The sequence below is a fragment of the Streptomyces sp. NPDC087844 genome (assembly GCF_044742785.1).
Classification (GTDB): Bacteria; Actinomycetota; Actinomycetes; order Streptomycetales; family Streptomycetaceae; genus Streptomyces.
This window is the reverse complement of the sequence record NZ_JBIUVD010000005.1, coordinates 28674-44651: the sequence shown is the minus strand read 5'-3', so window position 1 is coordinate 44651 and position 15978 is coordinate 28674. Positions and strand designations below refer to the sequence as shown.

The following is a 15978-nucleotide window of genomic DNA, read 5'->3' as shown; positions in this document are numbered from 1 at the left end:
TACAGGCCCGCACCTGCATCTGGGCACAGGAATCCGTAGACTCGCGATATCCCGCCGTAGCCCTGCGCCATGGCCGGCGGACGCCCTTCTTCATAGAGCTTTTCTGGAGATTTTCTGGAAGGCGGGAATGTGACCGAGCACAGTGGAATCGTCTGCCGGGTCGCGCTGGTGACAGGAGCGGCGGGCGGAATCGGGACCGCCGTGGTGCGCGCTCTCGCAAGCCGCGGAGCCGTGGTGGCGGCCGTCGACAAGGACTCCGCGGGACTCGCCGATCTGGTGGAGAAGTCGGCCGCGGACGGACTGAAGGCCGTCGCGTTTCCCGCCGACATCACCGACAGCGGCCGGACCGAGGAAGCGGTCGAGCGGATCGAGAACGAACTCGGTGCCATAGACCTGCTGGTGAACGGGGCCGGAGTAATGCGATCCGGATCCTTGGTGGACATGTCCGACGCGGACTGGCGGGCGATCTTCTCGACCAATCTCGACGGTCTCTTCCATTGTTCCCGGGCTGTCGCCGCACGGATGAGGGAACGCGGAGAGGGCGCGATCGTGACCATCGCCTCCAACGCCGGTCGGATACCCCGGATGCAGATGGCCGCGTACGGCGCCTCGAAGGCAGCCGCGTCCCTCTTCACGAAATCACTCGGGCTGGAACTGGCGGAACACGGAATTCGCTGCAACGTGGTGTCGCCCGGCTCCACCGACACCGAGATGCTGCGTGCGCTGTGGACGGCGGAATCGGGCCGCCAGTCGACGATCGACGGTTCGACGGACGCGTACAGGACCGGAATTCCGCTGCGTCGGATCGCCGAGCCGGGTGACATCGCGGACGCCGTCGTCTTCCTCGCCTCCGACCGGGCCCGGCACATCACCATGCAGGACCTGTGCGTCGACGGCGGCGCCGTCCTGGGGGTGTGAGCAGCGGACATGAGCATCCCCGCCATCCCGCCCTATCCCATGCCCACCGCCGCCGAGCTGCCGACGAACCGGGTCGGCTGGCGGCCGGACGCCGACCGGGCGGTCCTCTTCCTGCACGACCTGCAGGCGTACTTCCTCGCTCCCTTCGACCCCGACGGTTCTCCGTACGCGGAGCTGCTGGCCCACATCGGCGCCCTGCGCGAGCGTGCCGTGGCCCTCGGGATACCGGTGGTCTACTCGGCCCAGCCCGGCGACATGGACCGCGAACAGCGCGGCCTGCTGCACGACTTCTGGGGCCCCGGCATGTCCGCGCGGGAGCACGACACCGCGATCGTCGAGGCTCTGAAGCCGGCCGACGGGGACCTGGTGCTCACCAAATGGCGCTACAGCGCGTTCGTCCGCTCCGAACTCCGTGACGTGATGGAGAAGTCGGGACGGGACCAGCTCATCGTGTGCGGGGTGTACGCCCACGTCGGCTGTCTGATCACCGCGGTCGACGCCTTCAGTTCCGACATCCAGCCGTTCCTCGTCGCGGACGCGGTCGCCGATTTCACCGCCGAACACCACCGCTCCGCACTCGACTACGCCGTCAGGTGCTGTGCGGCTGTGTACACGACCGCGCGAATACTCGATCTGCTTGACGTGCCGAACGCAGGAGGGGTGACGCAGTCATGAGCTCCACCGAGACTTTCCGCGTCGACGTGACGACCGACGTGCGGGCCGATCCCGCGACGGTGTTCGCCTACGTCAGCGACCTCACCCGGAGCGGTGAGTGGAGTCCCGAATGCCGGGGTGGCGAATGGACCTCGGGAGATCCGGCGACGGTCGGTTCCGTCTTCACCGCACGCAATCACCGCGAGCCGGAAGTCGTCGCCTGGGCACCGGTCGTGCGCGGCGGATGGACCACCGCGTGCGAGGTCGTGGAGGCCGTTCCGCCAAGGGTGTTCAGCTGGGCCATGAGGGACAGCGGCGGGCGCGCCCAGGAAAGCGTATGGTCGTTCACGGTCGCGCCGACGGCGGAGGGCAGTGCACTCACCCACGCCTTCTGGATGGGCGAACCGACCGAGGGCATGCGGGGAATTCTCGCCGACATGAATGACGACGAGGTGAAGAGGTTCCTCGTCGACTGGGCGGACAAAATCCAGGGCGACATGCGCCAATCACTCGCGCGTATCAAGTCCCAAGTGGAATCCGCCTCCTGACGCCAGAACGACGAACGCCAGGACAGCGAACGGCAGAACAGTGAAAGGCACGGCTGGACGCGGACGCCCGTGGAAGGTGGCACCACCGTGATTCTGCAACGCATCGGGAACAGGGGACTGTTCCTGGGCTCCTTCTTCGACGGCGCCGCCAAGAAGAGCCCGTACCAGCGCATCACCCTCGACCACGAACTCGACATCGCGCCGGAGTTGGGCAGTGACCTCACCGTCTACGCCTGTGCGAACCTCGTCGCCGAAATGGCGTCCGCCCTGCGCGACCAGAACGTGCGCCCGGGCGACAAGGTCGCCGTCTACAAGCAGGACTGCTTCGACATCTTCCTGCTCATGTGCGCGGTGGCCCGTATCGGCGCCGTCCCCGTCGCGCTCTCACCGAGCCTCGACGGCGAGACCGTGACGCGGCTGCTGGAGCGCTGCGCGTGGCCGCATCTGGTCACCGACGAGAAGAAGCTGCGGGAGGAGCTGTCCGCCGAGGTGGCCGGCCGCTGCGCCCGCGTCCTGCTGGTGACCGGCGAGGCCGAGGGCGCCCACGCGCTCCGGCGGAACCCCGCGACGCACCCGCGCCCCTTCGCCAGGCCCCGGGCGGACCGCCCCGCGCTGCTCACCCACACCTCCGGCACCACCGACGTACCCAAACTCGTCGTCCACACGGCCCGTTCCCTGCGTGCCCGCTACCGCCCGCAGGCACTCGGCGCCCGGTTGCTGATTCGCGGACGCGAAACCCTCGCCGTACAGGTTTCGTTCGTCCACTCGCGTCTGGTCACCGCACTCGCCATCGCGCTGGCTCGCGGCTTCCCGATCGTCATCACCAAGGACGCCGCACCCCAGCGGATCGCCGACATCTTCGCCGCGGTCAAACCCGGCGTCCTGGAGGCCCACCCCAACACGTTCGTCGCCTGGGAGACGCTGGCCGACGACCCGCGCGGCCCCCTGTCCAACGTGTTGGCCCTCAGCTCCACGTTCGACGCCATCCACCCGCGGACCGTGCAGCGGATCCTGGCCGCCTCCCGCCGCCGGCGCCCCTTCCACCTGCAGCTGTACGGGCAGAGCGAGATCGGGCCGACCGTCGGCCGGGCCACCTCCCGGCGGCGCGCGATGTCCGCCGACGGCCGGTGTGTCGGCTTCCCGTTCCCCGGGATGACCGCGGTGCGGGTCGTCGACCGCGACGGCCGTACGCCCGGCCCCGGCACACCCGGTTTCATCGAGGTGCGCTCGGACGGCCGGGCGCTCACCTACTTCGGCGAGGACGCGCGCTTCCGGCGCCAGCTCGACGACGGCTGGTGGCGCATGGGCGACGTCGGCCACCGCACCCGGTGGGGCTGTCTGCACGTCTCCGACCGCGAGGTCGACGTCATCCCCGGCTTCGGCAGCGCTCTGGAGGCCGAGGACACGCTCATGTCGCGGCTCGACGCGCTGCTGGAGGTCGTGGTCGTCCCCGGCGAGGAGGGCGCGCCGACCCCGGTCGTCGTCACGCGGGACGACGCCCCGCTGGACCCCGCCCACTGGGCCGCGGCCATCGCGGGGCTCCCCGCCATGCGACCACCCGTCCAGTTGCGCCTCGCCGAACTGCCGCGCACCGCGACCGCGAAGGTGCGACGGCTGGAACTGGCCCGCCGGTTGTGGGCCCCGGACCCCGGCGCCCAGCCGGCCACGTGAAGGGGGAAGGTCACCTTGTCGCAGCGTAAGACGGCCGACCACGAGCGGCTGCTCGGCTGGCTGGACGCCCCGTCCGACGAACGGGGGATGCGGTTCCGGCTGGACGACGGCTCCTGGCAGCGGCTCACCTACCGCGAACTGGCCCGCCGGACCCTGGGTGCCGGCGCCGCGCTCGCCGACGCCGGGGTGCGTCCCGGCGACGTGGTGCCGCTGGTGGTGCCGGGCGGGGAGGACTTCGTCACGCAGTTCTTCGGGCTGCTGGCGATCGGCGCCACCCCGTCCGTACTGCCCCTGCCGCTCGCCCTGCGGGCGGGGGAGGGCTACCAGAGCCAGCTGAAGGCCATCACCGCCCGCATCCATCCGCGTCACGCCGTCGCGGACCCGCGTTACCACGACATCGTCGCGGAGAACGTGGCCCGGATCGGCGGCGGCACCGAGGTGATCGCACCGCGGTACGCCGACCGCCCCGACGAGGCGCCGCGCGCCTGGGGCGACCTCGCCGTCCTCCAGTTCACCTCCGGCTCCCGCGGCTCCCCGCGCGCACTGCGCGTCTCGGTCGCCAACCTGGCCGCCAACCTCCGCATGATCGGGAGCTGGATGGACCCGGTCGGCCACGGCGCGGTCACCTGGCTGCCGCTCTACCACGACATGGGCCTGGTCGGCGGACTGCTGGGCGCGCTGACCCTCCAGGTGGAGCACGCCCTGATGCGCCCCGAGCAGTTCGTCCGCGACACCCCCGGCTGGCTCGCCGAGTACGGCCGCACCCCGTACACCTGCATGTGCATGCCCAACTTCGGCTTCGAGCGGGTGCTGGCCACGGTCCGACCCCAGCATCTGGAGGGCCTCGACTTCTCCGCGCTGACCGCCGTGGTCAGCGGCGCCGAGCGGATCGACCCCGCGGTGCTGGCCCGGTTCGCCGCGCTGCTCGGCCCGTACGGCTTCGACGTCCGGGCGCTGATGCCCGCGTACGGCCTGGCCGAGGGGACCCTCGCGGTCACGGGCGTCGGCAAGGGGGACCTGCCCCGGCTGGTGCGCGTCGGCGGTCTTGAGCGGCGCCTCGGCGAGAAGCTGGACGTGCGCGAGAGCGCCGCACTCAGCACCGAGCCGGTCGCCGAACCCTGGAACTGGCAGGTCAGTTGCGGTCCGCCGCTGGAGAGCGCGCGCGTGGAGATCCTGGACGAGGAGGGCAGCCCGCAACCGGAAGGCGTCCTCGGTGAGATCTTCGTCCAGGGCCCCTCGGTCGCCGAGGGCTACGTGGACGCCACCCCCGAGGACCTGGCCAGGCTGGGCGACGGAAAGCTGTACACCGGCGACGCCGGATTCCTGCTGGACGGCGAGCTGTATGTGATCGGCCGGCTCGGCGACAGCGTGAAGATCAACGGCCAGAACGTCTTCGTCGAGGACATCGAACTGGAACTCGTCGCCTCCGGAGCCGTCTCCAAGCGCTACGCCACCGTCGTCGCCGGAGTCGTACGCGGCGAGCCGCGGGTCCTGGTGATCACCGAACGCCCCCTGGGTGACCGGCTGGACGACGTGCTGTCGGTCGTCACGTCGTTCACCGGTGACGCGGGACGCGCCGAGGTGCTGTCCGTCAAGCGGGGGACCATCCCCCTGACCTCCAGCCGCAAACCCCGCCGCCGTTCACTGTGGCTGGCGTACCTGGCGGGCGAACTGAAGGAGCGCGGCGACTCGTGAGTGTGGTGGACACACCGGCGGACACACCGGCGCGGACCTCCCGCCTGTTCGCGGCGGGACCCTTCGGCGAACGCGTGGAGGAGGCCCGCGAACGGGTCGCGGGACTACTGCGGCGGACCTTCGAACCCGTCGCCCGGCAGGCCGAGACCGAGGGCCTGTTCCCCCGGGAACTGCTGGCCGGACTCGGCGCCGCCGGGCTCTTCAGGGAGCGCTGGGCGCAGGCCGACGCCGCCGAACCGTACGGCGATCCCGGACTCGCGGTGATCATCGCCGAGGAGAGCGGCCGGCTCGGGCACGCGGGCCTGTCGGTCGGGCTCAGCCTGCACTGCGAGACGGTCCTGTCGGTCCTCACCCGCTACGGCGACACCCCGCTGCTCGCCGAGTACCGGGCACGGGCACTGGAGGGACGGCTCGTGGGCTGCCTCGGCGCCTCGGAGCCGACCGGCGGCTCGGACCTCAACGGGGTGCGCACCGTGGCCCGCAGAACCCCGGGCGGCTGGCACGTGACGGGCGAGAAGAAGTACCTGTCACTCGGCCTCGTGTGCGACATCGCCCTGCTGCTGTGCCGCCTCGACGAGGGCGCGGGACCGGTCGCCGGACGCCTCGGGCTGCTCGCCGTCCCCGCCTGTGGCCTCACCCCCCGCAAGCGGCTCAGCAAGGCCGGCACCGCCGCGCTCGACACCACCTGGATGCTGGTCGACGCCGAGGTGCCCGAGGAGGCACTGGTCGGCCGGCCGGGCAGCGGACTGCTGGTCGCGACCTGGGGGCTCAACCACGAACGGCTCTCCATCGCCGCCCAGGCCGTCGGCGGCGCCGCCCGCGCCATCGGCCTCGCCACCGCCCACCTCCAGCGCCGCGAGCAGTTCGGCGGACCGCTCATGGAGCAGCAGGCCCTGCGCCTGCGGCTGGCCGAACTGTCCTCCCGGCTCGTGACGTTGCGCTTCGCCGTCTACGCCGCCGCCCAGGGCGTACCGGTGCCGGGAGCGTGCGGCACCCGGGAGATCGCGGCGCTCAAGACCACCGCGGCCCGGTTCGTCGCCGAGGCGACGAGCGAGTGCATGCACCTGTTCGGCGGCCCCGGCTATCTGGAGGACGAGACACCGATGTCCCGCATGTGGCGCGACTCCCGGCTGGCCCGGATCGGCGGCGGGACCGACGAGATGCTGTGGGAACTGGTCGCCGGCGGACTGGTCCCCGACGACGCCGCCTACGACGAGAGTGTCGACCTCGGATGAAACTGCTGCTCACCGGAGTAACCGGACAACTCGGCACGGCGGTCGCCGAGATCGCGCCCGAGCGCGGTGTCGCGCTCGTGCCCCTGGTGCGTCCCGCCCGCCCCGGCCAGGTCCCCTTCGAGCGGGCGTTCCCGTCACTGGCAGCCGCCAGGGTCACCGGCGACGTCCGCGAACCCCTCTGGGGCCTCGGCGAAGCCGACCTGGACGACCTCGCTGCCGACGTCGACGCCGTCGTCAACCTCGCCGGGGACACCAACTGGGCGGGCAGCGGCCGGGACCTGTACGCCGTCAACGTGCTGGGTGCCCGCAACGGCTACGACGTGGCCCGTGAACTGCAACGCCGCTCCGGCCGCCGCGTGGCCTACGTCCAGGCGTCCTCGATCTACGTCGTGGGCGGCACCCTCGGCCGCATCGCCGAGACCCCGCTCGCCCCCGACCGCCACCGCACCGCGTACGAGCACAGCAAGTGGCTCGCCGAACGGGAACTGGAGCGCCAGCACGGTCCCGGCGACCCCGACATCCTCATCAGCCGGATCGCCGCGCTGCTCGGCGACTCCCGCACCGGCGCCACCCGCAAGCGCAACTCCCTCTACCTGCTGGCCGAACGGTGGGACGAACTGCCCGGCCGGGTCCTGCCCGCCATGCGCGGAGCCAAGGTCGACGTCCTCCCGCGCGACCTGGCCGCCGGGACGCTGCTGGACGCGGTGGCCGGCTTGCGCGGTTCGGGACCGCACCCCGAGCCCGTCATCACCCACCTCTCGGCCGGGGAACGGGCCCCGACCCTGCGTGCCCTGCTGGAGACGGCGCGCGCCCTGTCACCCCTGGCCTTCGGGAAATGGGTCCGGCTCGTGCCCGCCTCCGCCGAACAGGTGCTGTGGATCTCGGCCAACGCCGAACGCTTCCTGCCCCTGTCCCCGGCCTGGCGCAACAGCCTCATCGGACTGCGCTACATCGGCCTGGACCGCGTGATGGAACGCGGACGGCTGGCCCAACTCGTCGACGGACACCTGCCCGAACCCTCCACGGAACTGCTCGCACGGCTGCTGTTCGATCTGCCGGAGCCCCAGCGGCCCCTGGCCCCCGCCGACCGCGGATTGTCGAGGTTCCTGGCATGAACGTGTTGATCCTGGGCGGTTCCGGATTCCTCGGCACGGCCGTGGCGCAGGCCTGCGTCCGGTCCGGCGCCACGGTCCGGGTCCTGTCACGCACAGGCCGCACCACCGAGGGCGAAGGCGTACGCGGCGACGTACGGCTGCCGCGGCTCGGCCTGTCCGCCGCGGACCTGGCCCGGGTCCGGGCGGAGACCACCCACGTCGTCCTCTGCTTCGGCTCGGTCTCCTGGACCTCCGGACCCGGCGAGGTACTGGAGACCCACAGCTCCGGGACCCGCTCGGCGCTGGCCTTCCTGCGCGAACTCCCGGAACTGCGGCAGGCCGTGCACATCTCCTCACTGCTCGCGCTCGGCCGGTCCGAGGGCCGGATCACCAACCGCGAGCTGTACACCGGCCAGCGGTTCCGCAACTGGTACGAATACGGCAAATACTGCGCCGAACGCCTAGTGCGGGACGCGCCCGAGCTGCCCGTCGGCGTCGTCCGCTTCGGCCCGGTGCTGGGACCCGACCCGCGCGGCGGACGCCCCGACACCCGGCACGGACTGCCGATGGCGTTCCCGCACCTGCTCGCGGGCTACCCGGTGCATCTGGCCCGCCGCGGCGACTTCCCCTGCTGGGTCACCGACGTGTCCTCGGCGGCAAAGATCGTGCTCAAGGCCCTCGACACCCCCATCGGGCGGGCCACCTGGACCTGGTTCGACCCGGCGCTGCCCACCCTCGGCGAGGTCTTCACCGAGGTGTGCCGGCCCTGGGGCGTCGTACCGAAGATCGTGGAGGCCGCGCCGCTGGGCCGGCTCACCCGCCTGTTCGGCGAACGCGTGGGCACCCCGCGGGAACTGGCCGACTACGCCGAGCCCTGGCTCGACCTGGACGCGGACGTCCTGAAGGAGATACCCGAGCCCTGGCCGGTACCCGACCCCGACTACCTGGGCGCGACCGGCGAGGCACTACGGGCAGGCACGGAGAGGAGGGCCCTGACATGACCGGGCGACCCGCGTCGGTGGACACCGATCCGCATCCGTACTTCACCGTCTACTCGGCGGGCAACTTCGGCGAGGTGGCCCCCCAGCGGCTCTCGCCCATGTCCTGGTCGCTGGTGGGCGATCCGATGGAACGCGGCACCCGCGCCCTGGCACGACGGCTGTGGGGCCGCCCCGCGTGGGCCGAGGGCGGCCACTACGTCTTCGTCGGCTACTTCGGCTGCCGCCCGTACCACAATCTCGCCGCGTACTGTCATCTGTCCGCGTCCATCCCGGGACTGCGGCCCAGCGATGTCACCGACGCCTACTTCGAGGGCGTCGACTCCCCGGCGGAACTCACCGCCCTGCGCTCCGGCCGGACCCGCCAGTGGGCGGGCTCCGCCCGGCTGCTGCGGGAGACGCGGGACGCCGGACCGCGGCTGCGCGCCCTGGAGGAACAGGTCGCCGAACTGGAATGGGGCCTGCGCGCCGCGACCACCGCGAACAGCCCGATCGCCCTGGCCGGGGTGCTGCGGGACGCGCGGCCCGTGCTGGAGGAGGCATGGGCGGTGCACATCCTCACCACCTCCGGTCTCGTACCGGTGCGCGCGCTGCAACGCCGGGTCTACGGCAAACTGCTGCGGCACGGCGAGGAGATCGCGCACTGGCTGACCCGGCCCCGGGAACTGGTGTGGGACCGGCTGCACACCGCCGCCTCCACCCTCGACCCCTACGGGCCGGGCGACTTCCTGTCCTCGTCCTTCTACGAGGTCGCCGACGGACTGGCCCCCTGGCAGGACTACGCGGTGCGGCACAAGCAGGTGGCGAGCGGCGGCGCCGAGGCGGCCGTCGCCCCGATCGACCCGGCCGAGGCGCTGGCCGGGATGGTGTCCCCGTGGCGCAGCCGCACCGTACGGGCCCTGGCGGTCGCGGTCGGCGAGATGATGGCCGGGCGCGAGCACTCCAAGTCGCTGGCGATGCGCACCCTGCACGTGTACCGAAGGCTGCTCCCGGCGCTGGCGACCGCACTCGGCGAGGACGCCGAGCGGCTGTGGCCGTATCTGACACTGCGGGAGTTCACGGACCTGGCGACCTCTCCGGGACGGATCGAACGGGCCCGGCCACGGGTCGATGCCTGCCGGGCGGCGCTCGCCACCCCGATGCCCGAACACCTCGACCTGAGCGCCGGCGACGACGTCATGCGGCCGTGGCTCAGCACGACACCCCAGGAACAGCGCGGCGTGGCGCCGGGCATCGGCACCGGCACGGTGATGGCCCCGCAGGACGACCTCCCCGACGAACCGGTGATCATCGTCTGCTCGTCGGCGGACGCGGACATCGCCCCCTTGCTGCCCTTCGCCGAAGGCGTGCTCAGCGAGCGCGGCAGCGACCTGTCGCACATCGCCATCCTCGCCCGCGAGTACGGGATCCCGTGCGTCGTGGGCTATCCCGGAGCGGCCTCCCTGCCTGCGGGCACGGCCGTCTCCATCAATGGCAGTACCGGAGAGGTGAACATCTTTGACCGTTCCTGACCGCACTTCGACGCCCAGCGAGACGCTCACGGCACTGGAGGAGATCTACGCCAAAGTCAAACGTGTCCAGCGGGATCTGCGCCCGTCCGACCGGATCGTCCAGGACCTGGGGGTCGACTCGCTGGCCACCCTGGAGATCCTGCTCGCCCTGGAGGAGCGCTTCGGTGTGGCCCTGGTGGACAACCCCCGCACCGCCGGGATCGTGACCGTCGAAGACCTCGTCGGACTCCTCGACGAACTGCGCGCCGGCCGCGCCTCCTGACGCCCGTGCCCGACGACCGCCCGACCACGACGACGGGAGATGCCGTGCTTCCCGACACCGCCGCGTTCGATGTGCTGCACGTGTTGGCCCTCAAGGGGATGGCCGCCACCGACCCGCTGGTGACGGGCAGCCGGTACGCGCGCGAGGACGTGCTCGCCGAACTGGAGAAGCTGCGGGCCCACGGGCTCGCATCCCATCTGGAGCGGCGCGGTCTGTGGCGCGTCACGCCCGAGGGACGCGAGCGGCACGCCGCACTGCTCGACGAAGACCTCACCGGCGAGGACGTCACAGGTGACGCCCGCGACCGCCTACGACCGGGGTACGAGCTCTTCCTGCCCCTGAACGACCGGTTCAAGGAGCTGTGCACCCGCTGGCAGCTCCGCGACGGCGTGACCAACGACCACACCGATACCGCGTACGACCGGGCACGGTTCGGCGAACTCGGCGCGCTGCACGAGGAGACCGTGCCGGTCGTGGACCTGCTCACCGCCGTGCGCCCCCGGTTCGGGCGCTACAGGCTAGGGCTCACCCGCGCACTGACGCGCCTGCGCACGGGCGAGCAACAGGCGTTCACCGGTGTGCGGTGCGACTCGTACCACGACGTCTGGATGGAGCTCCACCGCGATCTGCTGGTTTCGCTGAGGATCGAGCGGGAGACCGAGGAACGTACCAGGACGTCACCATGAGCGGCGACGACGCGCTGCTGCGGCTCACCGGCGACCTGGGGGACCGTGACCGCGGTGCGCTGGGCGGCAAGGCCGTGGGGCTCGCCGCGCTGCTTCGGGTCGGGGCAGTGATCCCCGACACCTGGGTGGTGCCGGTCGGCGCGGACCCCACCTCCGCCGCACTGGCGCGGCTCACCGCCGTGGCGCCGCGCTGGGCGGTGCGCAGCTCGGCCACGGTCGAGGACGGCACCGGCCTGAGTTACGCCGGCCTGTTCCGCAGCGAACTCGACGTCCCGACAGCCGAGTTGGCGCAGGCGATCGCCGCCGTCCGGGCCTCGGCGCACAGCGGCCGGGTCGCCGCGTACCGGGAACGGACGGCCGCCGGATCCCTCGCCGTGGAGATGGCGGTGCTGCTCCAGCCGTTCCGTCCTCCGGTACGCAGCGGGCTCTGGCTCGGCCGCGGGCCCGGCCGGGGACGTCTGGAGTGGACCGGGGGCAGCGGGGAGACGCTGGTGTCCGGTGCCGTCACCCCCGCCTGGGAGGAGTGGAGGCCCGAGGGCCGTACCGCCGGGTCGGAGCGTGACGCGTGGGAGAGCGGCGGACAGCCCGTCGGCAGGGCGTGCGCGATGCTGCAGGAAGCGCTCGGCGTCCCAGCCGACCTGGAGTTCGCGCAGCTCGACGGGGCGCTGGTGTGGCTCCAGTTCCGCCCGATGACGGCCGCGCTCGGCGAGGCGCCGGGCGAGCGGGCCGACCGGCGCGCCGACGAGGGTGAGCAGGTCGTGCGCGGCATCGCGGCCTCCGGCGGTCTCGCCACCGCGCGGGGCCTGCGGCTGCGGGACGTGGACGATCCGCGCTGGGAGCCAGGCGCGGTGCTGCTGACTGAGCACACCGACCCGGACTGGGTCCCGCTGATGGCGGAGGCGGCCGCACTGGTCACCGCCGAGGGCGGCATGCTGTGCCACGCGGCCATCGTCGCCCGCGAGTTGGGGGTGCCCTGTGTGACCGGGGTGGGCGCCGCGGCGCTGGCGCGCCTGGGCTCGGGGCGCCCCCTCGCGGTCGACGGCTCGGCGGGGACGGTGGCGGTGCTGTGATCCCCGTACGGGAGGCACTGGCCGATCTGGCCGACGAGCAGCGGGAGTTCGCCGCACTGCTGGGGGCCCTTCAGGACGCGGACTGGCAGCGGCCCTCGGCGGCGGACGGCTGGACCGTCGCCGACCAGGTGGCGCATCTGGCCGACACTGAGGAGGTCGCCGCGGACACCCTGGCCGACGGGCCCCGCGCGTTCGCGAAGGCCGTGCCCCGGTACGCGACGGCCGAGGACTTCACCGCCGCCGGCTGCCGCCGGGGTGACGGACTCCCGCCCGGTGACCTGACCGCATGGTGGGACCGCGCCGCCGTGAGAACCCGTCGGCTGCTGGCCGAGCGCGCCCCCGAGGACCGCGTGGCCTGGGGCTTCGGCATGACTGCCGAGACCTTCGCGGGTGCCCGGCTCATGGAGCACTGGGCGCACGGCCTCGACATCCGTGACGCGCTGGGACTTCCGGTGGACGAGACACCGCGGCTGCGCAGGATCGCCGTCCTCGGCCACTCCACCCTGAACTACGCCCTGGCCGTGGCCCGCGTGCACCGGCCGCAAGGGCGCGGTCTGCGGCTGGAGTTGACCGAGCGCGACGGCACCGGACACGTGGTCGGCCCGCCCGATGCCACCGATGTGCTGCGCGGCCCGCTGCTGGCATGGTGCCGGGTCGCGACCCGGCGCGTGCGCGGCAGCCCGGCCGCGTCGAGCGCACTGACCGCGGAAGGTGAACTGGCCGAACTGGCCGTGCTGCACGCCCGGGCCTATCTATGACGCCTGTGACGCGATCTTTTCGGTCGACGGGAACGAGTGGAAGCATGCGGAAGGAGCGGAAGCTGTCAAGCCGGTAGTGTGACGGCATGGTCAAGGTGGAGAAAGAACAGACAATCGCCTGTACACCGGAAGCCTTTCTCGGCTTTGTGCTGGACGTCGAGCGGTACATCGAAGTCGACGACAAGATCGGCGCGATCTCCTGGGTGCGCAGGGACGGCAATCTCACCGAGTTCAAGTTCCAGCCACGACTGCCCGGTCTGCCCCTGCCGGAGCCGAAAGCAGTTGCCCAGATGCGGCTCACTCCAGGCAAAAGCATCGACATCCAGCTGGCCCCGCTGCCCCTCAACAAGTTCAACCACCGCATGGCGGAATTCGGCGCACGGTTCTCCTGCGAGCCCGTGGACGGCGGGATCCGGGCCACCCGGATGATTTCCTTCCGCTTCAATCCCCTCACCCGGTGGATGCTCGACCCGGTGCTCAGGCGCACACTGCCCAGGTCCGTCGAGCGGGAACTGCGGTTGAGCAAGGCGATTCTGGAACGCGGCGAAACCGGATAGCCTCGGGAATGCGATCCGCGCACAGGTCGACGACAAGGGGAAACCCATGCCCGTATCGGCGAACAACGCGCCCCCGGATGGGAATCCGGAAGCCAATCCGGGCGCGACCCCGGATCCGGCCGGGGAACGATACGCGCATGTCATCGTGATCGGCGCGGGATTATCGGGAATCGCCGCAGCGGTCAAACTGCGGCGCGGCGGCATCACGGACTTCTTGATCCTGGAGAAGGCCGACCGGGTCGGCGGGACCTGGCGGGAGAACACCTATCCGGGCTGTGCCGTCGACATTCCCTCACCGATCTACTCCTTCTCCTTCAACCCCAATCCCGAGTGGAGCAGGAACTTCGTCGGCCAGCCCGAGCTGCTGTCCTACATCGAGGCCACGGTCGAGAAGTTCCGCCTGGCCCCGCACCTGCTCCTCGGCACCGAACTCCTCGAAGCCTCCTGGTCCCAGGAGCGCCGGCGCTGGGTGCTGGAGACCAGCCGGGGACGCCGTACCGCCCAGCACGTCGTCTTCGCCTCGGGCCTCCTCCACGAGCCGATCGTCCCGGACCTGCCAGGGCTGGCCGCCTTTCCCGGCCCCATGTTCCACTCGGCCCGCTGGAACCACGACGTGGACCTGACCGGCAAGCGCGTGGCCGTCATCGGCACCGGCTGCTCGGCCGTCCAACTCGTCCCCGAGATACAGCCGCAGGTGCACAGGCTGTACGTCTTCCAGCGCACTGCCGCCTGGGTCATGCCCCGGCTGGACTTCCGGGTCCCGCGGACCGTCCAACGGCTGTTCCGGCACGTACCGTTCACGCAACGGGTGTTCCGCGGGATCTGCGACGCCGTCCTCAAGACGCTCGCGCTCGTCATGCGCCGCGCGAGTGTCGCACGGCTGCTCACCCCTGTGGGGAAACGCGTCCTCAAACGCCAGGTGCCCGACCCGGAGCTGCGTGCCCGGCTCACCCCGGACTTCACCATCGGCTGCAAGCGGCTGCTGCTCTCCAACACCTATCTGCCCGCCATGTCCCGGCCCAACGTCCAGCTCGTCCCACACGCCCTCGTCGCCGTCGAGGGCAGTGAACTCGTCGCCGCGAACGGCGAGCGCGCCGAAGCGGACGTCATCGTCCTCGGCTCCGGTTTCGAGCTGCGCCACCCGCCGATCGCCGAACGGATCCGGGGACGCGACGGCAGAACGCTCGCCGACACCTGGGCCGTCGACAGCCCCGAGGCCTACCGGGCGACCACCCTGCCGGCCCTTCCCAACGCCTATCTGCTGCTCGGCCCGAACATCGTGATGTACAACTCGCTGCTCGCGCTCGCCGAAGCCCAGCTCGACTACATCGTCGACGCGATACGCACCGCACGCGACCGCGGTCTCGACGCCCTGGAGATCCGGCCCGAGCCGTTCCGCTCGTTCAACGACGAGGTGCAGCACGCTCTCGCCTCGACCGTCTACAACAACGGCGGATGCACCAGCGTCTACCTCGACGAGAAGGGCAAGAACTTCGTCACCTGGCCGTGGTCGACCAAGAGGCTGCGCAAGGACCTGGCCCGCTTCGACATCGAGAACTACGCCACCACTCCCGCGGAGCGCTGAATGTACGACTACACCCAGCCCCTCATGCGCAGCGAAGCCAGCCGGGCGAAGGTACGCCGGCAGACGGACATCGAGCTGCGCGGCCGACACTGGACCCTGCTGCCTGACGTGTTCTCCCCGGCCGACTCCAGGTCCAGCCTGGTCCATCTCGACCTGCTGAAGTTCCCGGTCGGCGGAACCTTCCTGGAGATCGGATCCGGCACCGGACTGATAGCCGTCAGCGCCGCGCTCGCCGGCTGCCGCGCCGTCCACGCCACCGACCTCAACCCCGCCGCCGTCCGGAACACCGCGCTCAACGCGGAGCGCTTCGGCGTCGCGGACAAGGTGACCAGCGTCGAGAGCGACCTCTTCGACGGCCTGCGCGACACACCCGCCTTCGACATCGTCTACTGGCACTCCAACAATGTGTGGGCCCCGCCCGAACTCGACATCAACGTCCACGAGCTGGCCTATGTCGACCCCGGGTACGAGGCGCACCGACGGTACTTCCGTGAGGCCCGGCGTCATGTGGCGCCCGGAGGGCGGGTGTTGATCGCGCTGAGCAGCCGCGCCGGCCGCGCCGAACTGGAAGAGCTGGCGGCGGCCGAGGGACAGGGTCTGCGGACGATCGACACCACGACCGTGGAGGAACCGGAGGGCCCGGTGGTCTACGAACTGCTGGAGGTCGTACCCCTGTGACCCCGACCTGCCACCGGACGCGCCCTCGTCGTGAGGCCGCCACCCGTCGCTCGTCCCA

General features: G+C 71.4%; 16 protein-coding genes. All 16 read left to right on the top strand.

Annotated elements, in window-relative coordinates; all coding sequences use genetic code 11:
- The first annotated feature begins 129 nt into the window (after positions 1-129).
- The 16 genes from ACIOKD_RS12295 to ACIOKD_RS12220 all read left to right on the top strand — a co-directional run bounded on the left by ACIOKD_RS12295 (position 130) and on the right by ACIOKD_RS12220 (position 15920).
- A complete protein-coding gene (locus tag ACIOKD_RS12295) occupies positions 130-918 on the top strand; it encodes a 2,3-dihydro-2,3-dihydroxybenzoate dehydrogenase (protein WP_402081863.1) in 789 nt (262 codons plus the stop codon).
- A 9-nt stretch (positions 919-927) separates the two neighbouring features.
- Positions 928-1593, top strand: a complete 666-nt coding sequence (locus tag ACIOKD_RS12290; RefSeq protein WP_402081861.1) for an isochorismatase family protein — start codon at positions 928-930, stop codon at positions 1591-1593.
- Entirely contained in the window at positions 1590-2120 is a 531-nt protein-coding gene (locus ACIOKD_RS12285; protein WP_402081858.1) for an SRPBCC family protein, read from the top strand. The genes ACIOKD_RS12290 and ACIOKD_RS12285 overlap by 4 nt, the downstream gene beginning before the upstream one ends.
- A gap of 87 nt (positions 2121-2207) precedes the next feature.
- Positions 2208-3791, top strand: a complete 1584-nt coding sequence (locus ACIOKD_RS12280; protein WP_402081855.1) for a class I adenylate-forming enzyme family protein — start codon at positions 2208-2210, stop codon at positions 3789-3791.
- A 15-nt stretch (positions 3792-3806) separates the two neighbouring features.
- The gene (locus ACIOKD_RS12275; protein WP_402081852.1) at positions 3807-5486 is read left to right on the top strand and encodes an AMP-binding protein; all 1680 of its coding nucleotides are present in this window, start codon (positions 3807-3809) and stop codon (positions 5484-5486) included.
- The gene (locus ACIOKD_RS12270; RefSeq protein WP_402081850.1) at positions 5483-6721 is read left to right on the top strand and encodes an acyl-CoA dehydrogenase family protein; all 1239 of its coding nucleotides are present in this window, start codon (positions 5483-5485) and stop codon (positions 6719-6721) included. The genes ACIOKD_RS12275 and ACIOKD_RS12270 overlap by 4 nt, the downstream gene beginning before the upstream one ends.
- Positions 6718-7836 carry an SDR family oxidoreductase gene (locus ACIOKD_RS12265; protein ID WP_402081847.1) on the top strand — a complete coding sequence of 373 codons (1119 nt, stop codon included), beginning with the start codon at positions 6718-6720 and terminating at the stop codon, positions 7834-7836. The genes ACIOKD_RS12270 and ACIOKD_RS12265 overlap by 4 nt, the downstream gene beginning before the upstream one ends.
- Positions 7833-8816 carry an SDR family oxidoreductase gene (locus ACIOKD_RS12260; RefSeq protein ID WP_402081845.1) on the top strand — a complete coding sequence of 328 codons (984 nt, stop codon included), beginning with the start codon at positions 7833-7835 and terminating at the stop codon, positions 8814-8816. Before ACIOKD_RS12265 ends, ACIOKD_RS12260 begins: the two co-directional genes overlap by 4 nt.
- On the top strand, positions 8813-10324 hold the full coding sequence (locus ACIOKD_RS12255; protein WP_402081840.1) for a PEP-utilizing enzyme: 1512 nt from the start codon (positions 8813-8815) through the stop codon (positions 10322-10324). The genes ACIOKD_RS12260 and ACIOKD_RS12255 overlap by 4 nt, the downstream gene beginning before the upstream one ends.
- Positions 10311-10586 carry an acyl carrier protein gene (locus ACIOKD_RS12250; protein ID WP_402081838.1) on the top strand — a complete coding sequence of 92 codons (276 nt, stop codon included), beginning with the start codon at positions 10311-10313 and terminating at the stop codon, positions 10584-10586. Before ACIOKD_RS12255 ends, ACIOKD_RS12250 begins: the two co-directional genes overlap by 14 nt.
- A 5-nt stretch (positions 10587-10591) precedes the next feature.
- Positions 10592-11272 carry a hypothetical protein gene (locus tag ACIOKD_RS12245; RefSeq protein WP_402081835.1) on the top strand — a complete coding sequence of 227 codons (681 nt, stop codon included), beginning with the start codon at positions 10592-10594 and terminating at the stop codon, positions 11270-11272.
- Positions 11269-12342: a PEP-utilizing enzyme gene (locus ACIOKD_RS12240; RefSeq protein ID WP_402081833.1), complete on the top strand. Its 1074-nt coding sequence runs from the start codon at positions 11269-11271 to the stop codon at positions 12340-12342. Before ACIOKD_RS12245 ends, ACIOKD_RS12240 begins: the two co-directional genes overlap by 4 nt.
- Positions 12339-13100, top strand: a complete 762-nt coding sequence (locus ACIOKD_RS12235; protein ID WP_402081829.1) for a maleylpyruvate isomerase family mycothiol-dependent enzyme — start codon at positions 12339-12341, stop codon at positions 13098-13100. Before ACIOKD_RS12240 ends, ACIOKD_RS12235 begins: the two co-directional genes overlap by 4 nt.
- Before the next feature lie 86 nt (positions 13101-13186).
- Positions 13187-13657 carry an SRPBCC family protein gene (locus ACIOKD_RS12230; protein WP_402081827.1) on the top strand — a complete coding sequence of 157 codons (471 nt, stop codon included), beginning with the start codon at positions 13187-13189 and terminating at the stop codon, positions 13655-13657.
- A 46-nt stretch (positions 13658-13703) separates the two neighbouring features.
- On the top strand, positions 13704-15242 hold the full coding sequence (locus tag ACIOKD_RS12225; protein WP_402081825.1) for a flavin-containing monooxygenase: 1539 nt from the start codon (positions 13704-13706) through the stop codon (positions 15240-15242).
- Positions 15243-15920: a methyltransferase domain-containing protein gene (locus ACIOKD_RS12220; RefSeq protein WP_402081823.1), complete on the top strand. Its 678-nt coding sequence runs from the start codon at positions 15243-15245 to the stop codon at positions 15918-15920.
- The last annotated feature ends 58 nt before the right edge of the window (positions 15921-15978 follow it).

What these genes read in the sequence shown, in the direction of transcription:
- ACIOKD_RS12290 (WP_402081861.1), top strand. Translation starts at nt 928, where the DNA reads ATGAGCATCCCCGCCATCCCGCCCTATCCCATGCCCACCGCCGCCGAG.
- ACIOKD_RS12285 (WP_402081858.1), top strand. Translation starts at nt 1,590, where the DNA reads ATGAGCTCCACCGAGACTTTCCGCGTCGACGTGACGACCGACGTGCGG.
- ACIOKD_RS12265 (WP_402081847.1), top strand. Translation starts at nt 6,718, where the DNA reads ATGAAACTGCTGCTCACCGGAGTAACCGGACAACTCGGCACGGCGGTC.
- ACIOKD_RS12260 (WP_402081845.1), top strand. Translation starts at nt 7,833, where the DNA reads ATGAACGTGTTGATCCTGGGCGGTTCCGGATTCCTCGGCACGGCCGTG.
- ACIOKD_RS12255 (WP_402081840.1), top strand. Translation starts at nt 8,813, where the DNA reads ATGACCGGGCGACCCGCGTCGGTGGACACCGATCCGCATCCGTACTTC.
- ACIOKD_RS12240 (WP_402081833.1), top strand. Translation starts at nt 11,269, where the DNA reads ATGAGCGGCGACGACGCGCTGCTGCGGCTCACCGGCGACCTGGGGGAC.
- ACIOKD_RS12230 (WP_402081827.1), top strand. Translation starts at nt 13,187, where the DNA reads ATGGTCAAGGTGGAGAAAGAACAGACAATCGCCTGTACACCGGAAGCC.
- ACIOKD_RS12225 (WP_402081825.1), top strand. Translation starts at nt 13,704, where the DNA reads ATGCCCGTATCGGCGAACAACGCGCCCCCGGATGGGAATCCGGAAGCC.
- ACIOKD_RS12220 (WP_402081823.1), top strand. Translation starts at nt 15,243, where the DNA reads ATGTACGACTACACCCAGCCCCTCATGCGCAGCGAAGCCAGCCGGGCG.